The sequence below is a fragment of the Neisseriaceae bacterium genome (genome assembly GCA_016864895.1).
Classification (GTDB): Bacteria; Pseudomonadota; Gammaproteobacteria; order Burkholderiales; family Neisseriaceae; genus QFNR01.
The window spans coordinates 1062514-1082773 of record CP046107.1; the positions used below are offsets into that span (position 1 = coordinate 1062514).

The following is a 20260-nucleotide window of genomic DNA, read 5'->3' on the forward strand; positions in this document are numbered from 1 at the left end:
TGGAAGTGATTATGCAAAATTCAGTAAAATATTTAAAAGATTATACATCTTTGCCGTTTGTGATTAAGACTATTAATCTACACTTTGATATTCATCAGGAAGATGTAGTAGTAGATTCAGTATTAGATATACATCCATTGGGTTCTGATAATGTATTAATTTTGGATGGTGAGGCAGAGTTGCTTAGTCTTGAGTTAAATGGTCAGCAGTTGTTGAAGGGTGACTATGTGCTCACTGAGCATCAGTTAAGAATAGAGAAAGTGCCAGAAAAAGACTTTAGGTTAGAAATAGTCACGAGATTAAAGCCTAAAGAGAATAAAACGTTGATGGGGCTGTATGAATCAGGGGGAAATTTATTCACTCAATGTGAATCTGAAGGTTTTCGCAAGATTACCTATTTTCTTGACCGACCTGACATTATGGCGGAGTATATTGTTACGATTACAGCAGATAAAGATAAATATCCTGTTTTACTTTCTAATGGTAATCCAATTAGATTTGGAGAAACAGAGAATAATAGGCATTGGATCACGTGGCATGATCCTTATAAAAAACCGAGTTATTTATTTGCATTGGTAGCAGGTCAGCTGGCACATAAAGAAGATGTCTATATTACTCGTTCTGGTAGGAATGTCAGGATCAAATTCTATTGCCGACAGAAAGATATTGAAAAAACCGATTTTGCAATTGAGTCTTTAAAAAGAGCAATGCAATGGGATGAGGATCGTTTTAATTTGGAATATGACTTAGATATTTTTATGGTGGTTGCCGTAGATGATTTTAATATGGGAGCAATGGAGAATAAAGGGTTAAATATTTTTAATACTAAATATGTACTAGCAACATCTAAAACAGCTACAGATAGAGATTTTTCCAATATTGAATCAGTTATTGGGCACGAATACTTTCATAACTATACTGGTAATAGAGTGACTTGCAGAGACTGGTTTCAGTTAACATTAAAAGAAGGTTTGACGGTGTTCAGAGAGCAGGAGTTTGCTTCTGACATGAGTTCAAGAGCAGTAAGAAGAATTGAGGCTGTCAAGATATTACGCGAGTTTCAATTTATAGAAGATGCAGGATCATTATCCCATCCAGTAAGACCTGAGGCATATGAACAGATTAATAATTTTTATACAACAACTGTATATGAAAAGGGTGCTGAAGTGGTACGTATGTTGCATGTTATTTTAGGAGAAGATGGTTTTCAAAAAGGTATGCAACTTTACTTTGAGCGACATGATGGACAAGCGGTCACTTGTGAGGATTTTTTTAGTGCAATGGTGGATGCGAATAGCATGAAAATACCTCAGTTTTTAAGGTGGTATTCATATGCGGGTACACCTATAGTGAAAGTAAAAAAATATTTTGACAAGGATCAAAAAGAGGTTTTGATTAAACTCAAGCAGAATATTCCGGGAGGTAATAAGAAGCCATTGTTGATTCCTATTAAGATGGGATTTCTAACTGATGATGGGAGAAAACAAAGTTATCAAATCAAAAATATTAAGCAATGGCAAGATGAAAATGTTTTACTACTAAAAAATAGGAAGGCAGAGATAAAATTTAGGATTAATACTAATCAGAATCCTATACTGTCGATTGGAAGAGGATTCTCAGCACCAATTAAATTAGAATATAAGCAATCAGAGAATGAGCTGTTGACTTTAATGCTACATGATAGCGATGAATTTATCCGTTGGGAATCTTCCCAAAAATTATACAAAAAATATATTAAAAAATTTTTAAAAGCAAAGAAAATAGGTAAGAAATACCCATCAATTTCGGGGTTTAGCTCAAAAATTAATCAAATGATTGAAACAGAAAATAATTATGCTTTGTTATCCTTGATGTTAGTGTTACCAAGCTTTAATGAATTATTAGAAGCAAATGCACCCATTGATCCAGTTTTATTACAAAAGGTTATTGAAGACTTCAAGTCACAAATTGCATTGTATTGCTTTGCCAGTATAGAATCCAAATACAATTTGTTGTTACGCTATGAAGCTAGTGACCCCTTTGGTGTTCAAGAGCGATATCATCCTGAATTAGAGTGGGTCAGAGCTTTGATTAATGTATTTAGAAGTTATTTGATTCATGCTGATAAAAATTATTTTGATCAGTTTACTCGTGACTATGAACAAATATCCACAAATATGACGCATAGAATAGGTTTATTAGATTCTATTAAACATATCGACAGCAAGGCCAAAGAGGCGCTTTTGGATTCATTTGCCAAACAATTTGAAAGTGAAGATTTAGTATTGGACAAGTATTTTAACTTGATCGCCTCTAGTTTCGCAAAAGATACTTTTAAGAATGTTAAAAAAAGCTTAAAGAGTCCTTATTTTGATTTAACTAATCCCAATAAAGTCAGGGCATTATTAGTTACGTTTACGCGAAATCCGATTTTCTTTCACCAAATAAATGCACAGGGCTATCAATTTATTGCAAAATTAATTGTAAAAATAGAAAAATTTAATCCTATGATGGCTTCACGACTAGTAGATTCATTTAAGGTTGTTAATATGTTGGATGATGATCGTCAGAAAATAATTCAGAAAAAAATAAAGTGGCTTTTACGTCGTGTTACTTCTAGCGATGTGATAGAAGTTGCTACTAAAATTTATGAATCTATTTAAAATTTTATTACAGTAAATTAACTTTTTTAGAAGGAGAGTATTATGTCTGTTCTTGTGACTAAACCAGCACCATTTTTCTTTGATTCTGATAAAACTTTTTCAGCAGTGACACCAGATGGTTCTATTGATAATAAATTTAACTTTAAGAATGTGCGAAAAGATAAATATGCAGTAGTATTTTTTTACCCTATGGATTTTACTTTTGTGTGCCCTTCTGAAATTATTGCTTTTAATAATCGTTTGGACGAATTCAAGAAAAGAAATGTAGAAGTCTTTTCTGTATCAGTCGATAATCCTTATGTGCACGTGAAATGGAGGGAAACCCCAGTTAATGAGGGAGGGATTGGTCCAGTTGGGTTTACTATGGTATCAGATATTAAAGGCGAAATTATCCGTGCCTATGACGTGGAAACTGATGCGGGAGTAGCTTTAAGGGGTTCATTTTTAATTGATAAAGAGGGTATTGTGCAGCATCAAGTGATTAATAATTTACCACTAGGACGTAATGTTGATGAGATGGTACGTATGGTGGACGCATTGCAATTCACAGAAGAATTTGGTGAGGTTTGCCCAGCTAATTGGCAAAAAGGTACAGATGGGATGAAGCCTGATACAAAAGGGGTGGCGATATACCTAGCTAGCCATGCCAAAGACCTATAAAATAAAAATATAAAATTTCTTATTGAAGCCGCTATGATTGAAGCTATCACATTGGTCATAGTGGTTTTTTATATTTAATACTTTAAAGACTTGAAATTTAAATAATTGCCCACCATATTGCTTTATATCAATTATGAAATCGGGAAAAACATAATGGCAAGAAAAAAAACACATGTGTTGTCCACACTTCCTTTACGAGATGTAGTTGTTTATCCAGGAATGGTAATCCCTTTGCTAATTGGAAGGGAAAAATCTATTGCTGCTTTGGAAGCTGCTGTAAAGGAATGCAAATCCATATTTTTATTGGCACAGAGAGATTATCAGATTGAAAATCCAACAGCCGATGACTTATATAAAATTGGAACTATTGTTAAGGTTGTTCAAATATTGAATCTCCCTGATGGATCTGTTAAAGCTTTAGTAGAAGGTATTGATAGAGCTAAGGTACTGGATATTACAGATGAGGATTCCTTTTTTGTTTCTCGTGTCTCCGTATTGAGTGATACAGGAGAGCAAAATGAAACCTCAGAGGTCTTATATAGGGCCTTAATTAATGAAATAGATGAATATGCTAACATGAGCAAGAAAATTCCTGCAGAAATTGTTAATAGTATAAAGGAAATTAATAAATTAGGTAAGCTTGTAGATACAATTGTTGCTCAGATGCAATTAAAGTTACCTCAAAGACAAAAAATTCTTGAGACTTTGGATATTAATGAAAGAGCTTCTTTGCTGCTGGGTTATATTGAATCAGAAATGGAGTTATTCCAAGTTGAAAAGCGTATTCGTGGTCGAGTAAAAAAACAGATGGAAAAGTCTCAGCGTGAGTACTACTTGAACGAGCAAGTGAAAGCGATTCAAAAAGAGCTTGGTGAAGAAGATGAAAAAGAAGAGTTAAATGAGTTAGAAAATAGAATCTTATCTTCAGGAATGTCTAAGGAGGCACAAACCAAAGCCTTAGCAGAATTAAGAAAACTAAAAATGATGCCAAGTATGTCAGCTGAGGCAACAGTGGTTAGAAATTATATTGATGTATTACTTGAACTACCATGGAAGAAAAAAACTAAAATTAATACCAATATTTCTAAAGCACAAAACATATTGGATGATGATCATTTTGGACTGGAAAAGGTTAAAGATAGAATTTTAGAATATCTTGCGGTACAAAAGAGAGTGGGTAAGATTAAAGGGCCTATTTTGTGTTTAGTGGGACCCCCTGGTGTTGGTAAGACATCGCTAGGACGCTCTATCGCTAATGCTACTGGACGTAAGTATATACGTATGGCTTTAGGAGGAGTGCATGATGAAAGTGAAATTAGAGGGCATAGGAGGACCTATATAGGCTCTATGCCAGGTAAAATTATCCAAAACATGATGAAGGTTGGAGTGAAAAACCCGCTATTTTTATTAGATGAAGTTGATAAAATAGGGCAGGACTTTAGAGGAGATCCTGCTAGCGCTTTATTAGAGGTTTTGGATCCCGAACAAAATCATTCTTTCGCAGATCACTACACAGAGGTGGAGTATGACTTATCTGATGTAATGTTTATTGCTACATCTAATTCGTTAAATATTCCTCCTGCACTATTAGATCGAATGGAAGTGATTTTCTTATCTGGCTATACAGAAGATGAAAAAGTTAGTATTGCTCTGAATTATTTAATAAGTAAACAAATAAAATATAATGGCTTAACAGAAGACGAAATTCAAATTCAAGAATCTGCTATCAGGCATATTATTCGTTACTACACAAGAGAGGCTGGTGTTCGTTCTTTAGAAAGAGAAATTGCTAAAATTTGTAGGCGGGTTGTTATTGAGCATGTATTAAGTGCAGATAAGAGGAAATCTAAAAATAATCAAGTAATTGTTACGACAGATAATTTATCTGAATTCTTGGGTGTGGAGCGTTACGACTTCGGGAAAGCTGAAAATGAAAATCGGGTAGGGCAGGTGACTGGGCTGGCTTGGACACAGGTTGGCGGGGAGCTACTAACTATTGAGGCTGTAGCCCTAAAAGGTAAGGGGGGTATTGTTAGAACAGGTAAGCTAGGTGACGTGATGCAAGAGTCTATCACAGCAGCTCTTTCTGTTGTGCGCTCTCGATCTGAGTCGTTGGGTATACCAATTGATTTTTATGAAAAATATGATATTCATGTACATGTTCCAGAAGGTGCAACACCTAAAGATGGACCAAGTGCAGGTGGGGCAATGACTTTGGCAATGGTTTCTGCTTTAACTGGTATTCCGGTAAAATCTAACGTTGCACTGACCGGAGAAATTACTCTGAGAGGAGAAATGTTACCAATTGGAGGACTAAAAGAGAAATTATTAGCCGCCTTAAGGGGGGGGATCGATACAGTCTTGATCCCTAGTAAAAACGTTAAAGATTTAGAAGAAATTCCTGGCAATGTCAAAGAGGGATTAAAAATAATTGCGGTACAATGGATAGATCAAATTTTAGAACTCGCATTAGAAAGAATGCCAGAAGCTTCATATTCAGATGTGGAATCTAGTAAGTTGTTGACTGCCTCAAGTAGTAGTGCTGTGCCAGTTGAGATAAATGACACTCGTAAGCAAGGAAAAATAACAGTAAGCAAGAATTAGTGGTATTTTTGATATGTTATTTAAATTTTATAGGAAGAAAATGCTAATAAAATGTATAAGTGCTTGACATGGGCTTTTTGTTCTTGCTATAAAGGATCGTAAGTATATGTAAATATGTGTATTGCATGTGTTATTTACACCGTCTAGGTTCTCGTTTGAGGATTGTTAATATTTTTTTGAAAGGGAGACTCATTGTGAATAGGTCTGGATTAGTAAGTGCAATTGCGGAGAGTGCGGGAATTTCTAAAAATACTGCGGCTAAAGCTTTAGATGGTTTTATAGGCGCTATTTCTGATGCTTTGGGTAAAGGTGAGGCTGTTACTTTAGTAGGATTTGGTACATTTTATGTAGGGGAGCGTGCAGAAAGAAATGGTAGAAATCCTAAAACAGGAGAGCCTATCGTGATTAAGGCTTCAAAAACACCTAAATTTAGAGCGGGTAAAGGCTTGAAAAAATCGGTTTAGTTGAGCCTCAATGTGTCAAATAAAGGTGAGTTTTAGCTCACCTTTTTTATTAAATTCAGTTACAATAGAGCCTGGTTTTAATTCATTTTATTGGTTGTCAGTATGTTTGATTTGTTCAGAAATAGTGTGTTAGTGAAAGTATTTTTAATCATTATTGTAGCCAGTTTTTTTTATTTTGGTATAGGTGGGTTGAGTCCCTCTAATAAGAGGCAATATCTTGTAGAAATAGGTGATACTAGAATCACAAATTTTGATGTACAAGCTTATTTGCAAAGAAATAGGCAGATGCAAGATGAGGATAATATTAAGCAAGCATATATCTTTTTACAAAAAAGAGCCTATTTAATTGAAGGAGGGAAAAAAATTGGTATAGAGGTTCCTCCTAATCAACTTAATCAGGTAATTAAATCTGAACCTGCATTTAAAGATTTTAATGGTAATTTCGATGTAGAAAAATACAGAAGTTTTATTAATAATACTTATCATTCTGATTTTTTGTTTGAAGATGAAATGAAAAAAAATATGATATTTACTTATATGACTTATTATTTAAACAATAATCATATTATTTCAGATTACCAATTACTTCAGTATTTGACTGTTTATGAGACTAAAAAGGAAATTCAAAGTGTAAGTTTCCCTGTTGCTGACTACCAAGTCCAGGTTCATTACAATGAAGATGAATTGAAGTCATTTTATGAAGAACATCAGGAGGCATATAAACAATATCAGTCAGTTCGTTTTGAATATTTACATTTAACACCAGATTGGATGATGAAACAAGTTCAAATTCCAGAGGAAACACTACAAGCTTATTATGAAAATAATAAAGGGGCTAATCCTAAACGGATGGTTTCACATATTGTATTAATGTTTCCGCAGAGTCAGACTCTGGATGAGCAAGTCAAATCAAGTTTAAGAAGACAGGCAGAATTAATTCTAGAGAAAGTAAAACAACAGCCAGAAAAATTTGCTGATTATGCACAAAAATATTCACAAGATGCTTCCACAGCTCAATTTGGTGGCTCTGTTGGTATTATTGAGAGAAATGGACAGTACTATGAAGCCATTGAAGATGCTGTATTTAGTTTAGGGACAGGGCAAATACATAATCAACTGGTTGAAACGGAAGATGGTTATCATATTATCAAAGTCGATGCTGCCATGGATTGGGTCTCTTATGATAGAGATAGAACAGGGATTGAGTATGTTTTGAAATACAATCAGGCAAAGGAAAAACTCATTACGTTGAGAGATGAATTATCAGAAGCTTCATTTAATGAAAGTAAAGATTTACATAAAGTTTCTGAAAAAGAATTAGGACTCGATATTGTTCAGTCTAGTGAAGCGTGGGTTACTAAACAACAGGCACTTTTACAAGGATTACCTGTTGAGGTTATTGAAACCTTATTTGATCCTATCAGCATTTCTGATAAATCAAATTCAGAAGTAATTAATGTGGGGGATAGTTATTGGATCGTTAGAGTAATTGAAGATAGGCCTGCTAGATTACTTGATTTTAATGAGGTAAAACAACAGGTAGTTAACGATTATACCATGATGAAAGCTGGGGAATTAGCTTTGGCTGATGTCAATAAGAGATTTAGTCAATTGAGCTCCGGACAAAACGTTTTATTAAATTGGACACATCCTCTAGTTATGTCAATAGAGAAAGCGGAATCAGATTTATCTCAAGAGGAATATATTAAATTTTTATCAACCAGTCCGAATAAAAACGGACAGCCAGGATATTATTTATTGGATAAAAAGTCACAGCCAACCATAGTGAGAGTTAATTCTCAAACTTTGGATTATCCGTTTGGTCAAGAAAAAATCAAACTTTCTTTTGAAAAGTCGAGAGACATGATTGCTAAAAAGAATGAGATTGCCATTCTTGCTTACTTCTATCAGAATATTAAGAGAAGGCAAGGAAATGTTAGTTTAGATTTTTAAAAAATTTCTTGAGTTCTAACCATACTTGTTTTTTAAGTGATGGATTTCGAAGCAAATTGTTAGGATGATCTAATATTTTTGTTGGGGTGTTTTTTTGTAGTAATTCCACTATGTGTTTGGTTGAGTTAAATTCCTTACTAAATAGTAGTATAGCTCGAATTTTTTCCTTATTGCGAAGCTGGTTCAGTTCTCGTTTTTTAAATAAAGTTTCATCATGGTAAGTTAAATTTAGTTGTTTGAATAGATGTTTGAGTAATTTGGAATAGCTGCCTTCCTTAAAAGGACTTTGTGTTTGATTTAGGTTTGATGACATAAAACCAATTAGAATAAGATGCTCATTTTGATTGGCTAATATGAATTGTGCCCTAGCATTTATTTCTAGCTCACTGATATTGTCTATCGAAGTTTTTTCCATTATTGTCTGGGGCTGATTAATATCAGGGTTATTTGTTACAATAAGCTGATTAGGCATATTCGTTTTTTTGACAGGTTCAGGCGATAATCGTTCTTGTTTGTTTGGTACAACAATAGGTGATGTACTGGATTCTTTATGTATGTATAAAGGTTCCAAGTCTAGTGCTTTGAGGTAGTCTAATAGTTTAAAATCTAACATTTTTTTTCAAAATTAATGCATCTTCAATAGGACTTTGGTAATAATTTCTTCTTGTGTCTAAATAGGTAAAACCTTTTCTCTGATAAAATTGTAAAGCAATTGAATTTGATTGTCTTACCTCGAGCAGAATTTTATAGATGTTAGCTCTTTTGTTATATTCTACTAAACAATTGATTAGTTGGCTTGCAAAATGTTGATTCTGATGCTTAGGTTCGGTGGCAAGTAATAAAATTTCTGTATAGTCTAATTGGTTTGCAAATAATAAAAAAGAAACCAAGTTATTTTGATGCAAGTATACGTATCCTAAATAATGTTGGATACTAGACTGAATATTTCCAAGACTCCATGGGTGAGGGTTGGTTGATTGATCAATACGATGGATAAATTCTAAATCGGAGAGTTGTATTTTACGTATCAAATTATTTAACCTTCAGTCGTTGTTCTTGATGTGTCAATGCCACCTTATTTCTAATATACATTAAAGTCGAATTTTTAGCATTACTCATTGAATAGTTTGTAGTGTTATCCAGTAATTTAAATAGTTGGTCAGCTTTTGGGTTTCGTACCAAAATATTTTTTACAGTGATTTCATTTTCATGGAAGTTATTATTGCTAATAATGATCATATTATCTTGTGTTAATAATGTTTGGAATTCATCGGAATTTTTTCTGAGAATAAAGTCTGACTTAATTTTTTTAAATGGACTAGACTGATATTGAGCAATAAATATTTCATTAATTTTGGCATCCATTAATGCAATAATGTTTGACTGAGGATTAATATTATGAACTTGGTAAGCTATGTGATCCAGAGTAGGGATAGCAACAAGAGGAATGTTTCTAGGTAAAGCAATTCCTTTAACAACTGATAAAGTAATTCTCAAGCCGGTAAATGAGCCTGGGCCTGCTGTATAGGCAATTAACTGAATCTCATTGAGGGATATATTTGCTTGCTTGAGTACATCTAGAATAAAAGGAATGATAAAATCAGAATGTTTATTAACAACTTTTTTATGTCTTAAAAAGATTCCGCATTTAGTTTGCAGCGCAACTGAAAGGTATTCAGTACTCGTATCAATTGCTAAGCGTGGTATTAATTCTGATATGTCGGACATAGTGTGTAAAAAACAATAAGAGTGGCGTTATAACATTTTCTATATGAGTATATGTTTGATTGTTTACAACCTGACATACAACAAGTACTCGTTGATTGTAGCACTATTGGCTGTCTCAATGCAAAATCTAATCAAGGTATATGGATGTTAATAGGGGATTGCTACTTGATCCAATTGTGAATATCGGTAAATCATACTCAAAAAACTTTAGTAGGAATGTGGTTTATGTTGAGATATAAAAATTATTTTTCACAGTAGGTATCCAGATTCCATCCGTATTATCTGGTGTTACATCGATAGGAATTGGAGCCAATATTTTACATTGGTTTAATAAAAACAAAAAATTCCCACTACTCATATTAAGAGTACCAGATTAATATCAATTTTGTTAGCAATAGACAATTGAAGTAAAATAAAGTCTTTTACAAATAATACTCTTACTGAATAGTCCCTAGTTTTAAAATTTAAATTATGAGAGAATGAAATTATTAAATTTAAATAGGTAGTAAAATGTTAGATCAATTAGGATATCGACCTAATGTTGGGATCGTCATTGTCAATCGAGACAACAAGGTATTTTGGGGGAAGAGAGTTAGACAACTAGCTTGGCAATTTCCCCAGGGTGGGATTAATGAAGGGGAGACGCCTGATGAGGCGATGTATAGGGAATTGATGGAAGAAGTTGGTTTAAAACCTGAGCATGTTGAAATTATTAATCGGACTGATGATTGGATCTATTATGATGTTCCTAAAAAATGGTTGAAGAAAGATTCAGATAGCCTTTATAAGGGACAAAAACAGATTTGGTATTTGCTAAGGTTTGTTGGCCGAGATTCAGACATTTCTTTGAGAGCTACTAGCAATCCTGAATTTAATGGTTGGAGATGGAATGCTTACTGGAATCCCATTAGAGAAATTGTTGACTTTAAAAAAGAAGTATATCAAACAGTATTGAAAGAATTTGCCCCTATTCTGGGAGTTGATTCTGACCTAATTCAAAAATGAAAAAAATAGATTAAATTAAATATGATGGACAAAAAGAATTGCTTAGACCTAAGCTATGATGAAGCAAGTGTTACTGTATTAAAAGGATTAGAGCCAGTAAAAAAAAGACCTGGCATGTATACTTACACAGATAATCCAACCCATATTTGCCAAGAGGTGATTGATAATGCTGCAGATGAAGCCTTAGGAGGATTTGCGGATGAAATTAAGGTAGATATTTTTTCTGATTTATCATTACAAGTTGAGGATAATGGGAGAGGAATCCCTGTAGGACTACATCCTGATGAAAATGTAAGTGTTTTAGAATTAGTTTTTAGCCGTTTACATGCCGGTGGTAAGTTTAATAAGAAAGAAGGAGGTGCTTATGCTTTTTCAGGAGGGTTGCATGGGGTGGGTGTTTCTGTTACTAATGCACTGTCAATTCGATTGGAAGTGACTGTAAAACGAGATGGTGAAATTTGGTATATTGCTTTTTCGGGAGGTGAAGTTATAGAGCCTTTGGCCAAAATTGGGGTTTGTGCAAAACATGATACTGGGACGAAAGTGAGAATTTGGCCAGATACTCAATATTTTGACCACCCAAATTATTCGATCCCTCAAATAGAAAACTTGCTTAAAGCCAAGGCTATTTTATTGCCTGGGTTAAGAGTAATGCTAAACATACATAGAGTGGATGGTAATCTAGAAACTAAAGAATGGTACTATTCAAATGGTATACAGGATTATTTGGTCTCGTTATTAGGCGACACTGAAATAATTCATCCTGTTCAATATATGGAAAATTATCTTACTGAGGATATTGGTGATTTTAGTAAAGGAGAAGGTGTATCTGTAGCACTGGCTTGGAGTGAAAAAGGTTCTGTTGTTTCTAGTAGCTATGTGAATTTGATAGCAACTCCCTTAGGCGGAACACATGAGTCTGGATTAAAGCAAGCTGTTTTTACTGTTGTCGATAATTTTATTCGATTACACAATCTATTACCTAGGGGTGTTAAGATACAAAGTGAAGATGTTTTTTCTAGAGTCTCCTTTGTTTTGTCTGCTCGAGTGATGGATCCGCAATTCCAAGGTCAAACCAAAGAAAAACTTATTAATAGAGTAAGTACTCGTTTAGTGTCTCAAGTATTACGAGACACTCTTGAATTGTGGTTAAATCAAAATATAGATGTAGGTAAAAAAATAGCAGAACTGTCCATTAGACAGGCACAAGCAAGGATGCGTTCTGCTAGAAAAATTGAAAAAAGAAAAGGATCAGGGCTTGCGGTACTCCCCGGAAAATTGACAGATTGTGAGAGTGAAGATGTCCGAGAAACAGAACTATTTTTGGTGGAGGGGGAATCCGCTGGTGGTTCAGCTAAATTGGCGAGGAATAAGTACAATCAAGCGATTTTACCTTTAAGAGGTAAGGTATTAAATAGTTTTGATGTGCATAAAGATCAGTTGTTAGGGAATGCTGAGATACATGATATTTCTGTTGCAATTGGCGTTGATCCTCATACATTAGAGGACGATGTGGACTTGAGTTCTTTACGTTATGGAAAGATTGCTATTTTATCAGATGCAGATGTAGATGGTGCCCACATACAGGTACTATTGCTAACTCTGTTTTACAAGCATTTTCCTAAATTGATAGAGAAAGGGCATATTTTTGTGGCACAGCCTCCTTTATTTAGAGTGGATGTTAATGTGAGAGGTAAAAATAAACAAGCAAGAAAATATTATGCTTTAGATCATCTGGAACTGGAGGGTACAGTTACTAAATTAACAAAGGAAGGTTTTAATGAAGGTGGATACTCTATTAGCCGATTTAAAGGGTTAGGAGAAATGAATCCCGAACAGTTGCGAGATACAACTATGAACCCCGATAGCAGACGACTACTACAGGTTTGTATTAATGATATACCAGATGATACTCATAAAATGTTTGTGTTATTAATGGGTAGAGGTGAAGCAGCTTCTAGACGTGAATGGGTTGAGGAAAAAGGTAATCAAGTAGAAGCAGATATTTAATTATTTGTGTACCCATTCAAATGGGTATATTTTCTCACAATAGTGACATTTTAATTTTGTTTTATTATCCTTATTTTTAACATAAAAATGACTTTTGACAGGTTCGGTATGTGAAGCACAGTTTATGTTGGGACATTTAAAAATACCAATTACTTGATCGGGATATGTAGGTGTTATTTTTTCAATAACCTGAAAGTTTTGGATAATGTTAATAGTACAATTAGGAGCAAAGAAAGCAATTTGTTGAATATTTTCCTCAGTAAAGAAAATATTTTCTATTTTTATTAGGTCTTTATGATTTTGAGTATCACTTTTCAGATTAAAGCCAACTGTGATACATTTTTGCAGTTGATCGAGCTTAAAATAGTGCAAGATGTTTAGTCCTTCGCCTGCAGGAATATGATCTATCACAGTACCATTTTTAATAGCTTTTACACTTAGAGTTTGTTTTTTCACAATATTATCTCATTCATTAAGTTTAAGAAATTGAGGGGTTAAGTACCAGAGCAAGAATTGCTTGTCTCGCAAAAACACCGTTGTATGCCTGTTGGAAATAATAGGCGTAAGGCGTGCTGTCCACTGAGTAATGGATTTCATCTACTCTTGGTAACGGATGTAAAATTTTTAAATTGGGCTTCGCTTTACTTAGTAAAGAAGCATTTAATATATAGCTATTTTTTAGTTTTAGAAATTCTTGCTCATCAAAGCGTTCTTTCTGAATACGGGTCATATATAAAATATCGACTACTTCAATTGCATGAGTCAAAGATTGTGAGGTTTGATATTTAATACCTGCATAATCTAGTTCTTCACAAATATAATCAGGCATTGCCAGATTGTCTGGAGATAAAAAATAAAACTCACAGTTAAATAAGCTTAAAGCTTGAACCAAAGAATGTACAGTTCTCCCGTATTTTAAATCACCGACCAAGGCGATTTTTAAATTTTCTAAGGTTTTTTGTGTTTCTTTAATTGAGATTAAATCCAGAAGTGTTTGGGAGGGATGTTGATTAGTACCATCCCCTGCATTGATAACGGGGCAAGTTGCAAATTCCCCCATGATTCTTGCTGCACCATCTTTATTGTGTCTCATCACAATTGCATCTGCATAGGAATCAAGCATACGTGCAGTATCTGCTAAAGTTTCTCCTTTTTTAACACTGGTATTTTGGGCATCAGAAAAACCGATAACTTTCCCTCCTAATTTTTGTATCGCAGTTTCAAATGAAAGTCTCGTTCGAGTCGAAGGTTCAAAGAAACAGCTAGCAATCATTTTACCATTCAATAAATCATTACGTGGTGAATGCTTTAAATCTAATCCTGTTTGTACCAAAAGTTCAAGCTCATTTTTAGAGAGCTCAGGAACTGAAATGATATTTTTCTTGTAAAGGGGATTACACATTGATTTTCCTTATATAATATTGATAAATACAGGTTATTTATTCTTTTCAACATATAGAAAAAACACACTAGCAAATAATATTCCTAAGTTATCTGTCATCACATCAAATAAATCTTTATGACGTGTTATGGTTAATACGGATTGTAATTGTTCTGATAAGAAAGTCCAGAGCATCATGCAGACTATTATATAGATGAAACCTAATTTTTTTAAGGGATTGAAACTGTGTAAAATGAGAATAGTTTGAATATAGAAAACAAAAAAATGGGCTATTTTATCAATAGCCCATGTGGTTTGATTGAGATGGAAAAAAACCATAACATCACCCAAAAGAGTAGTGTGTTTTGAGCTAATTTCCGAAAATAAACCATAACAACTTAATAAAAACCAAGTAACAGAAGCTAATAAAAACCATTTGTTTTTTTGTGTCAACATAAGCCTACCTTAGCCATTTTTTTAAGTAGTATAAATCCAATTCTACCTCTTTAGGTAGTATTTTTATACAGTTAGCCTGTGCTTGTAATTTCAACCCTAAGTAGTTGTTCCGTGAGAGTTTCGCAACGGCTGTCATATTACATGAGGGATAAACGGGATTTTTATTTTTGGTACAAATATTGGCAATTATCTTTCTCATGGTTTTTTTACAAAAATTGATGAGTGAATATTATCAGTGTAACATAACGTTAAGGATCAAATCCTTATAATTTTTTCAGGTTATATTCTAGTGTAGCTATCCTTTCATCTTACTTTAATATCGATTACATTTTTTGTTTGGGGCTTAGTTCGTTAGCTAAGTACAGCCATGTCTCAACCACAGTATCAGGATTCAAAGAAATAGTTTCAATGCCTTGTTCTACTAACCATTTTGCAAGATCTTCATGGTCAGAAGGGCCTTGGCCACAAATTCCTACATATTTATTCAATTTCCTACATGCAGAAATAGCCAATGCTAACATTGTCTTAACCGCAGGATCGCGTTCATCAAATTTATTGGCAACTTCTCCACTGCAATCTCTATCAACACCTAACGTAAGTTGAGTCATATCGTTAGAGCCAATTGAGAAACCGTCGAAATATTGTAAGAATTGTTCTGCTAAAATTGCATTAGAAGGGATTTCACACATCATAATTAGACGAAGCTGATTTTTGCCTCTTTCCAAGTTGTTTTCTTTTAGAACACGGATGACTTGCTCTGCTTCTTTGAGTGTTCTTACGAAAGGAACCATGATTTCAACGTTGGTTAATCCCATTTCATCACGTACTTTTCTTAAAGCATGGCATTCTAAATCAAAACAATCTCTAAAATCATCAGAAATATAGCGGGAAGCACCTCTAAAACCCAACATAGGATTCTCTTCATCAGGCTCGTATAAATTCCCACCAATTAGATTAGCATATTCATTGGATTTAAAATCAGAAAGACGTACAATGACTTTTTTAGGGTAAACAGAGGCTGCTAAAGTTGCGATCCCCTCTGCAATTTTATCAATATAAAAATTGACTGGAGATGTGTAGCCGGCAATTCTTTCATCAATAATTTTTTTCAACTCATCAGACTGTTTTTCGTATTCTACTAATGCTTTTGGGTGGATACCAATTTGGCGGTTAATAATAAACTCCATGCGAGCCAAACCAATTCCTTCATTCGGTAGACTGGAGAAATTGAAAGCTAATTCAGGATTGCCTACATTCATCATGATTTTAACTGGAGGTTCTGGCATGTTATCTAATTTTAGTTCAGTGATTTTTATCTCTAACAGGCCTTCATAAATTTTACCTACATCTCCTTCAGCACAAGAAACTGTAACTTCTTGTCCATCGGATAGTTTTTTAGTGGCATCACCACAACCAACCACTGCAGGAATTCCAAGTTCACGTGCGATAATAGCTGCATGACAAGTTCTACCACCACGATTAGTGACAATAGCAGAGGCACGTTTCATAACAGGCTCCCAGTCAGGATCTGTCATATCAGTTACCAACACATCTGTTGCTTTGATATTATCCATTTGACTGATGTCGGTAATAACTTTAACTTTACCTTGGCCTATTTTTTGTCCCACTGCTCGTCCAGTGCATAGTACTTTGGATTTTTCTTGAACGTGGTAATTTCTCAAAGTATCTACTTTTGCTTCTTGGGATTTTACTGTTTCTGGTCTAGATTGTAAAATGTACAACTTATTGTCTATTCCGTCACGCCCCCATTCAATATCCATAGGGCAACCATAATGTTCTTCAATGATTAAAGCATATTTGGCCAGTTCTGTAATTTCATTATCATTAATTGAAAATTGACGTCGGTCTTTTTCAGGGACATCAACTATTTTGACTGAATGACCAGCCTGCGTTTCATCAGTAAAAACCATTTTAATAGCTTTTTCGCCCAATACTTTTTTGATGATAGCAGGGTTTCCCGCCTTTAATATAGGCTTATGTACATAAAACTCATCTGGATTGACTGCACCTTGTACAACTGTCTCTCCAAGTCCATAGGACGAAGTGATAAAAACAACTTGATCAAAGCCAGATTCAGTATCCATAGTAAACATAACACCTGAGGTACCTTGGTCTGAACGAACCATACGTTGAACGCCGGCAGAAAGAGCAATAGCATCATGCTTAAAGCCCTTATGGACTCGATACGAAATAGCGCGATCATTATATAGAGAAGCAAATACATGATGAATTGCTTCCTTTACATTTTCAAAACCCTGTATATTCAAAAATGTTTCCTGTTGACCTGCAAAGGAAGCATCTGGAAGGTCTTCGGCAGTTGCTGATGAGCGTACAGCAACTGAAATTTGGTGGCCACCTGTATCTTGGCACATTTTATCCCAAGCTGTTCTAATGTCATTTTCTAAATCTTCAGGGAACGGGGTGTCTATAATCCATTGGCGAATTTGTTTTCCAACATTGGCAAGTTCATTTATGTCATCAACATTAAGATTATTTAGGGCGGTATTAATTTTTTCGTTAAGATTGTTGTGGGCTAGAAAATGTCGGAAAGCATGAACCGTGGTTGCAAATCCTCCTGGAACCCTGACACCTTTTTCAGTCAGTTGGCTAATCATTTCTCCTAAAGATGCATTCTTACCACCTACTTGATCAATATTTGTTATACGTAAATTTTCAAACCAAATAATGTTTTCACTTGACATATTGTTGTTCCCTGAATTTTAAGGTTAACCGATAGAATAAATATGGAGGATATTCTAACTTTTTCGTGACACGATGTCATGTAATTTTGAGATTTGACGCTAATTAATCAATTTAATAAATTGAAATATAAATAAAATCATTTCATTAGCTTAGATAAATTGATTTATAAAATTGATTATTTTGAGATAAATTGAGATAATGTGCATTTAATGTTGAATACTGACAATCGCTAAGGATAGTTTATGGTTGGAACAGAAAAGTCAAGATATGCTTTTTTTATTTCAGATCGGACAGGTATTACCTCGGAAGGATTGGGAGAAGCTTTGCTAAACCGTTTCGATTATGTAGACTTCCAAAAAAGAACTTATCCTTTTATTGACTCAATTGAGAAAGCAGAAACATTAGTGAAGCAAATCAATAAGATAGTAGAAGATGGCCATCCTAGGCCTTTGATTTTCTCTAGTATTGTAAATACAGACATAAGAGAAACAATTCACCACTGCCAAGGATTTCATATAGATTTTTTCGATACATTTATTCATTTATTGGAAAAAGAGTTGAAGGAGATCGCAAGTAATAAAGTAGGCAAAACACATGGGGTGAATGATGCTGAAAAGTATGCTAGAAGAATGGATGCGGTTAATTTTTCTTTAAATCATGATGATGGATTAATTCATAAAAATTTAAAACATGCAGATATCATTTTGGTAGGTGTTTCTCGTTCTGGCAAAACACCTACCTGTCTATATTTAGCGCTAAATTATGGCATCAGAGCAGCTAACTATCCTCTAATAGAAGATGACCTAGATAAATTCAATATTCCTAGATTATTGGCACCCTATCAAGATAAGTTATTTGGTCTAACCATAGATCCTGGGCGATTACATGGTATTAGAACGGAAAGAAGACCAGACTCAAAATATGCAGATTTAGAAAATTGTGAAAAAGAAGTTATTCAGGCTGAAAAAATATTTAAATATAATAAGATACCTTATATTAGTAGCACTAATAAGTCTGTCGAAGAATTGGCGGCAAGTGTGATGGCTCAAACGGGATTGAAAAGGCAATTTTAGTATTTTTGAGTAATAACATTGAGGTGATATGTAAATTAGGAAGAATAAATGGATCAACAAAAACTGTTTGAAGATATTGTCGATGAAAATCAAATTATTGCATTTCGACGTGAAAAATTAAATCATTTGAGGCAAAGAGGTAATGTATATCCAAACGATTTTAAGAGAACTAATTTTTCTCAAGATTTGCATGAGGCATATGATGGTTGGCGTCAAGAAGAATTAGAAGAAAAAAAAATAACAGCCAAGGTTTCTGGCAGGATGATGTTAAAACGAGTGATGGGGAAGGCCAGCTTTGCCACATTGCAGGATATGGCAGGTGTTATTCAATTGTATATTAGTAAGCATTTGATTGGGGAAGAACTGTATGCGGAATTTAAGCATTTTGATTTAGGTGATATTTTAGGAGCTACAGGAGAAGTTTTTAAAACCAAGCATGGTGAGTTATCTATTCGGGTTACTGAGTTAAGATTATTAGCTAAGTCATTGAGACCACTACCAGAAAAGCATAAGGGACTTTCAGATCAGGAGCAAAGGTATAGATACCGTTATGTGGATTTAATGGTGAATCAGCAAAGTCGAAATATTTTTAGGCAGAGGAGTCAAATTTTACAAATAGTAAGAGAATATATGCTTAGTCAAAACTATCTTGAAGTGGAGACGCCTATGATGCATTCTATTCCTGGTGGTGCAACAGCTAAGCCTTTTGAGACTTATCATAATACATTGCATATGCCACTTTATTTGAGAGTAGCCCCAGAGTTGTTTTTGAAACGATTAGTTATTGGTGGATTTGAGCGAGTTTTTGAATTGAATCGCAGTTTTAGAAATGAGGGAATTAGTACACGACATAATCCTGAATTTACTATGATGGAGTTTTATGAGGCCTATTCTAATTATGAAAGAATGATGGAATTGACAGAAGCTGTTATTAGGTATAGTGCGATAGAGGTAAGAAACAGTTTAGTTTTTGATTACAACGGGAGATCAGTGAATTTAGAAAAACCTTTTGAAAGATTGACTGTTGTAGAGGCTATTCATAAGTATAATCCGGAGTACTCCTTAGAGAATCTTAATGATATTGATTGGCTAAAATTAGCGTTGGCTAATCTTAAAATTGAATCAACTAATCACAGTTTGAGTAGTTTACAGTTTGCTTTATTTGAAGAAACAACAGAAGAAAAGTTATGGAATCCAACCTATATTATTGACTATCCCATAGAAATTTCACCGTTGGCGAGACGTTCGGATATTAATCCAAATTTGACAGAGCGATTTGAGTTATTTGTAGTGGGAAGGGAATTAGCTAATGGCTATTCAGAATTGAATGATCCGGAAGACCAGGCTCAACGATTTAGACAACAAGTGGTACAAAAAGATTCTGGAGATGAGGAAGCAATGCATTATGACGCAGATTATATACGAGCAATGGAATATGGTTTGCCGCCAACAGGTGGCGGTGGAATTGGTATAGATCGTCTAGTGATGCTTTTAACTGATGCCCAATCTATTAGGGATGTTATTTTATTTCCACAAATGAGAAAAGAGGATAATCATTAA

At 34.2% G+C, this 20260-nt stretch carries 16 protein-coding genes; 9 read left to right on the forward strand and 7 right to left on the reverse strand.

Annotation, left to right across the window (positions count from 1 at the left end; translation table 11 throughout):
• The first annotated feature begins 11 nt into the window (after nucleotides 1-11).
• The 5 genes from pepN (at nucleotide 12) to GKC53_04490 (ending at nucleotide 8323) form a co-directional block, all read left to right on the forward strand.
• Nucleotides 12-2642, forward strand: a complete 2631-nt coding sequence (gene pepN, locus GKC53_04470; protein QRN41386.1) for an aminopeptidase N — start codon at nucleotides 12-14, stop codon at nucleotides 2640-2642.
• Between the two features lie 42 nt (nucleotides 2643-2684).
• Complete coding sequence (locus tag GKC53_04475; protein QRN41387.1) at nucleotides 2685-3302, forward strand: redoxin domain-containing protein; 618 nt, start codon at nucleotides 2685-2687, stop codon at nucleotides 3300-3302.
• 153 nt (nucleotides 3303-3455) lie between these two features.
• Nucleotides 3456-5906, forward strand: coding sequence for an endopeptidase La (locus GKC53_04480; GenBank protein ID QRN41388.1), 2451 nt, complete (start codon nucleotides 3456-3458; stop codon nucleotides 5904-5906).
• Between the two features lie 194 nt (nucleotides 5907-6100).
• On the forward strand, nucleotides 6101-6370 hold the full coding sequence (locus GKC53_04485) for a DNA-binding protein HU (GenBank protein ID QRN41389.1): 270 nt from the start codon (nucleotides 6101-6103) through the stop codon (nucleotides 6368-6370).
• Between the two features lie 102 nt (nucleotides 6371-6472).
• Nucleotides 6473-8323, forward strand: coding sequence for a hypothetical protein (locus GKC53_04490; GenBank protein ID QRN41390.1), 1851 nt, complete (start codon nucleotides 6473-6475; stop codon nucleotides 8321-8323).
• Here the strand turns inward: GKC53_04490 and GKC53_04495 are convergent.
• The 3 genes from GKC53_04495 to tsaB are packed head-to-tail and all read right to left on the reverse strand — an operon-like array spanning nucleotide 8307 to nucleotide 10051.
• Nucleotides 8307-8936, reverse strand: a complete 630-nt coding sequence (locus tag GKC53_04495) for a hypothetical protein (GenBank protein QRN41391.1) — start codon at nucleotides 8934-8936, stop codon at nucleotides 8307-8309. The two genes, GKC53_04490 and GKC53_04495, sit on opposite strands and share 17 nt — an antisense overlap.
• Nucleotides 8923-9354, reverse strand: coding sequence for a ribosomal-protein-alanine N-acetyltransferase (gene rimI, locus GKC53_04500; protein ID QRN41392.1), 432 nt, complete (start codon nucleotides 9352-9354; stop codon nucleotides 8923-8925). Before rimI ends, GKC53_04495 begins: the two co-directional genes overlap by 14 nt.
• A 1-nt stretch (nucleotide 9355) precedes the next feature.
• Nucleotides 9356-10051, reverse strand: coding sequence for a tRNA (adenosine(37)-N6)-threonylcarbamoyltransferase complex dimerization subunit type 1 TsaB (gene tsaB, locus GKC53_04505; protein QRN41393.1), 696 nt, complete (start codon nucleotides 10049-10051; stop codon nucleotides 9356-9358).
• Nucleotides 10052-10561: 510 nt separating this feature from the next.
• On the opposite strand from tsaB, the gene GKC53_04510 reads away from it, so the two are divergent.
• On the forward strand, nucleotides 10562-11056 hold the full coding sequence (locus GKC53_04510) for an RNA pyrophosphohydrolase (protein QRN41394.1): 495 nt from the start codon (nucleotides 10562-10564) through the stop codon (nucleotides 11054-11056).
• 24 nt (nucleotides 11057-11080) lie between these two features.
• On the forward strand, nucleotides 11081-13066 hold the full coding sequence (locus GKC53_04515; protein ID QRN41836.1) for a DNA topoisomerase IV subunit B: 1986 nt from the start codon (nucleotides 11081-11083) through the stop codon (nucleotides 13064-13066).
• On the opposite strand, the gene GKC53_04520 is transcribed toward GKC53_04515, so the two are convergent.
• The 4 genes from GKC53_04520 to ppsA form a co-directional block, all read right to left on the reverse strand.
• Nucleotides 13067-13525: an aspartate carbamoyltransferase regulatory subunit gene (locus GKC53_04520; GenBank protein QRN41395.1), complete on the reverse strand. Its 459-nt coding sequence runs from the start codon at nucleotides 13523-13525 to the stop codon at nucleotides 13067-13069.
• 19 nt (nucleotides 13526-13544) lie between these two features.
• On the reverse strand, nucleotides 13545-14468 hold the full coding sequence (pyrB, locus tag GKC53_04525) for an aspartate carbamoyltransferase (GenBank protein ID QRN41396.1): 924 nt from the start codon (nucleotides 14466-14468) through the stop codon (nucleotides 13545-13547).
• 33 nt (nucleotides 14469-14501) lie between these two features.
• Nucleotides 14502-14903 (reverse strand): hypothetical protein, encoded by a 402-nt coding sequence (locus tag GKC53_04530; GenBank protein QRN41397.1) that lies wholly within the window; start codon nucleotides 14901-14903, stop codon nucleotides 14502-14504.
• Between the two features lie 323 nt (nucleotides 14904-15226).
• Nucleotides 15227-17626 (reverse strand): phosphoenolpyruvate synthase, encoded by a 2400-nt coding sequence (gene ppsA / locus GKC53_04535; GenBank protein QRN41398.1) that lies wholly within the window; start codon nucleotides 17624-17626, stop codon nucleotides 15227-15229.
• 243 nt (nucleotides 17627-17869) lie between these two features.
• Here ppsA and ppsR point away from each other — a divergent pair, with 243 nt between their 5' ends.
• Nucleotides 17870-18700, forward strand: a complete 831-nt coding sequence (gene ppsR / locus GKC53_04540) for a pyruvate, phosphate dikinase/phosphoenolpyruvate synthase regulator (GenBank protein QRN41399.1) — start codon at nucleotides 17870-17872, stop codon at nucleotides 18698-18700.
• A 48-nt stretch (nucleotides 18701-18748) separates the two neighbouring features.
• Nucleotides 18749-20260 carry a lysine--tRNA ligase gene (lysS, locus tag GKC53_04545; protein ID QRN41400.1) on the forward strand — a complete coding sequence of 504 codons (1512 nt, stop codon included), beginning with the start codon at nucleotides 18749-18751 and terminating at the stop codon, nucleotides 20258-20260.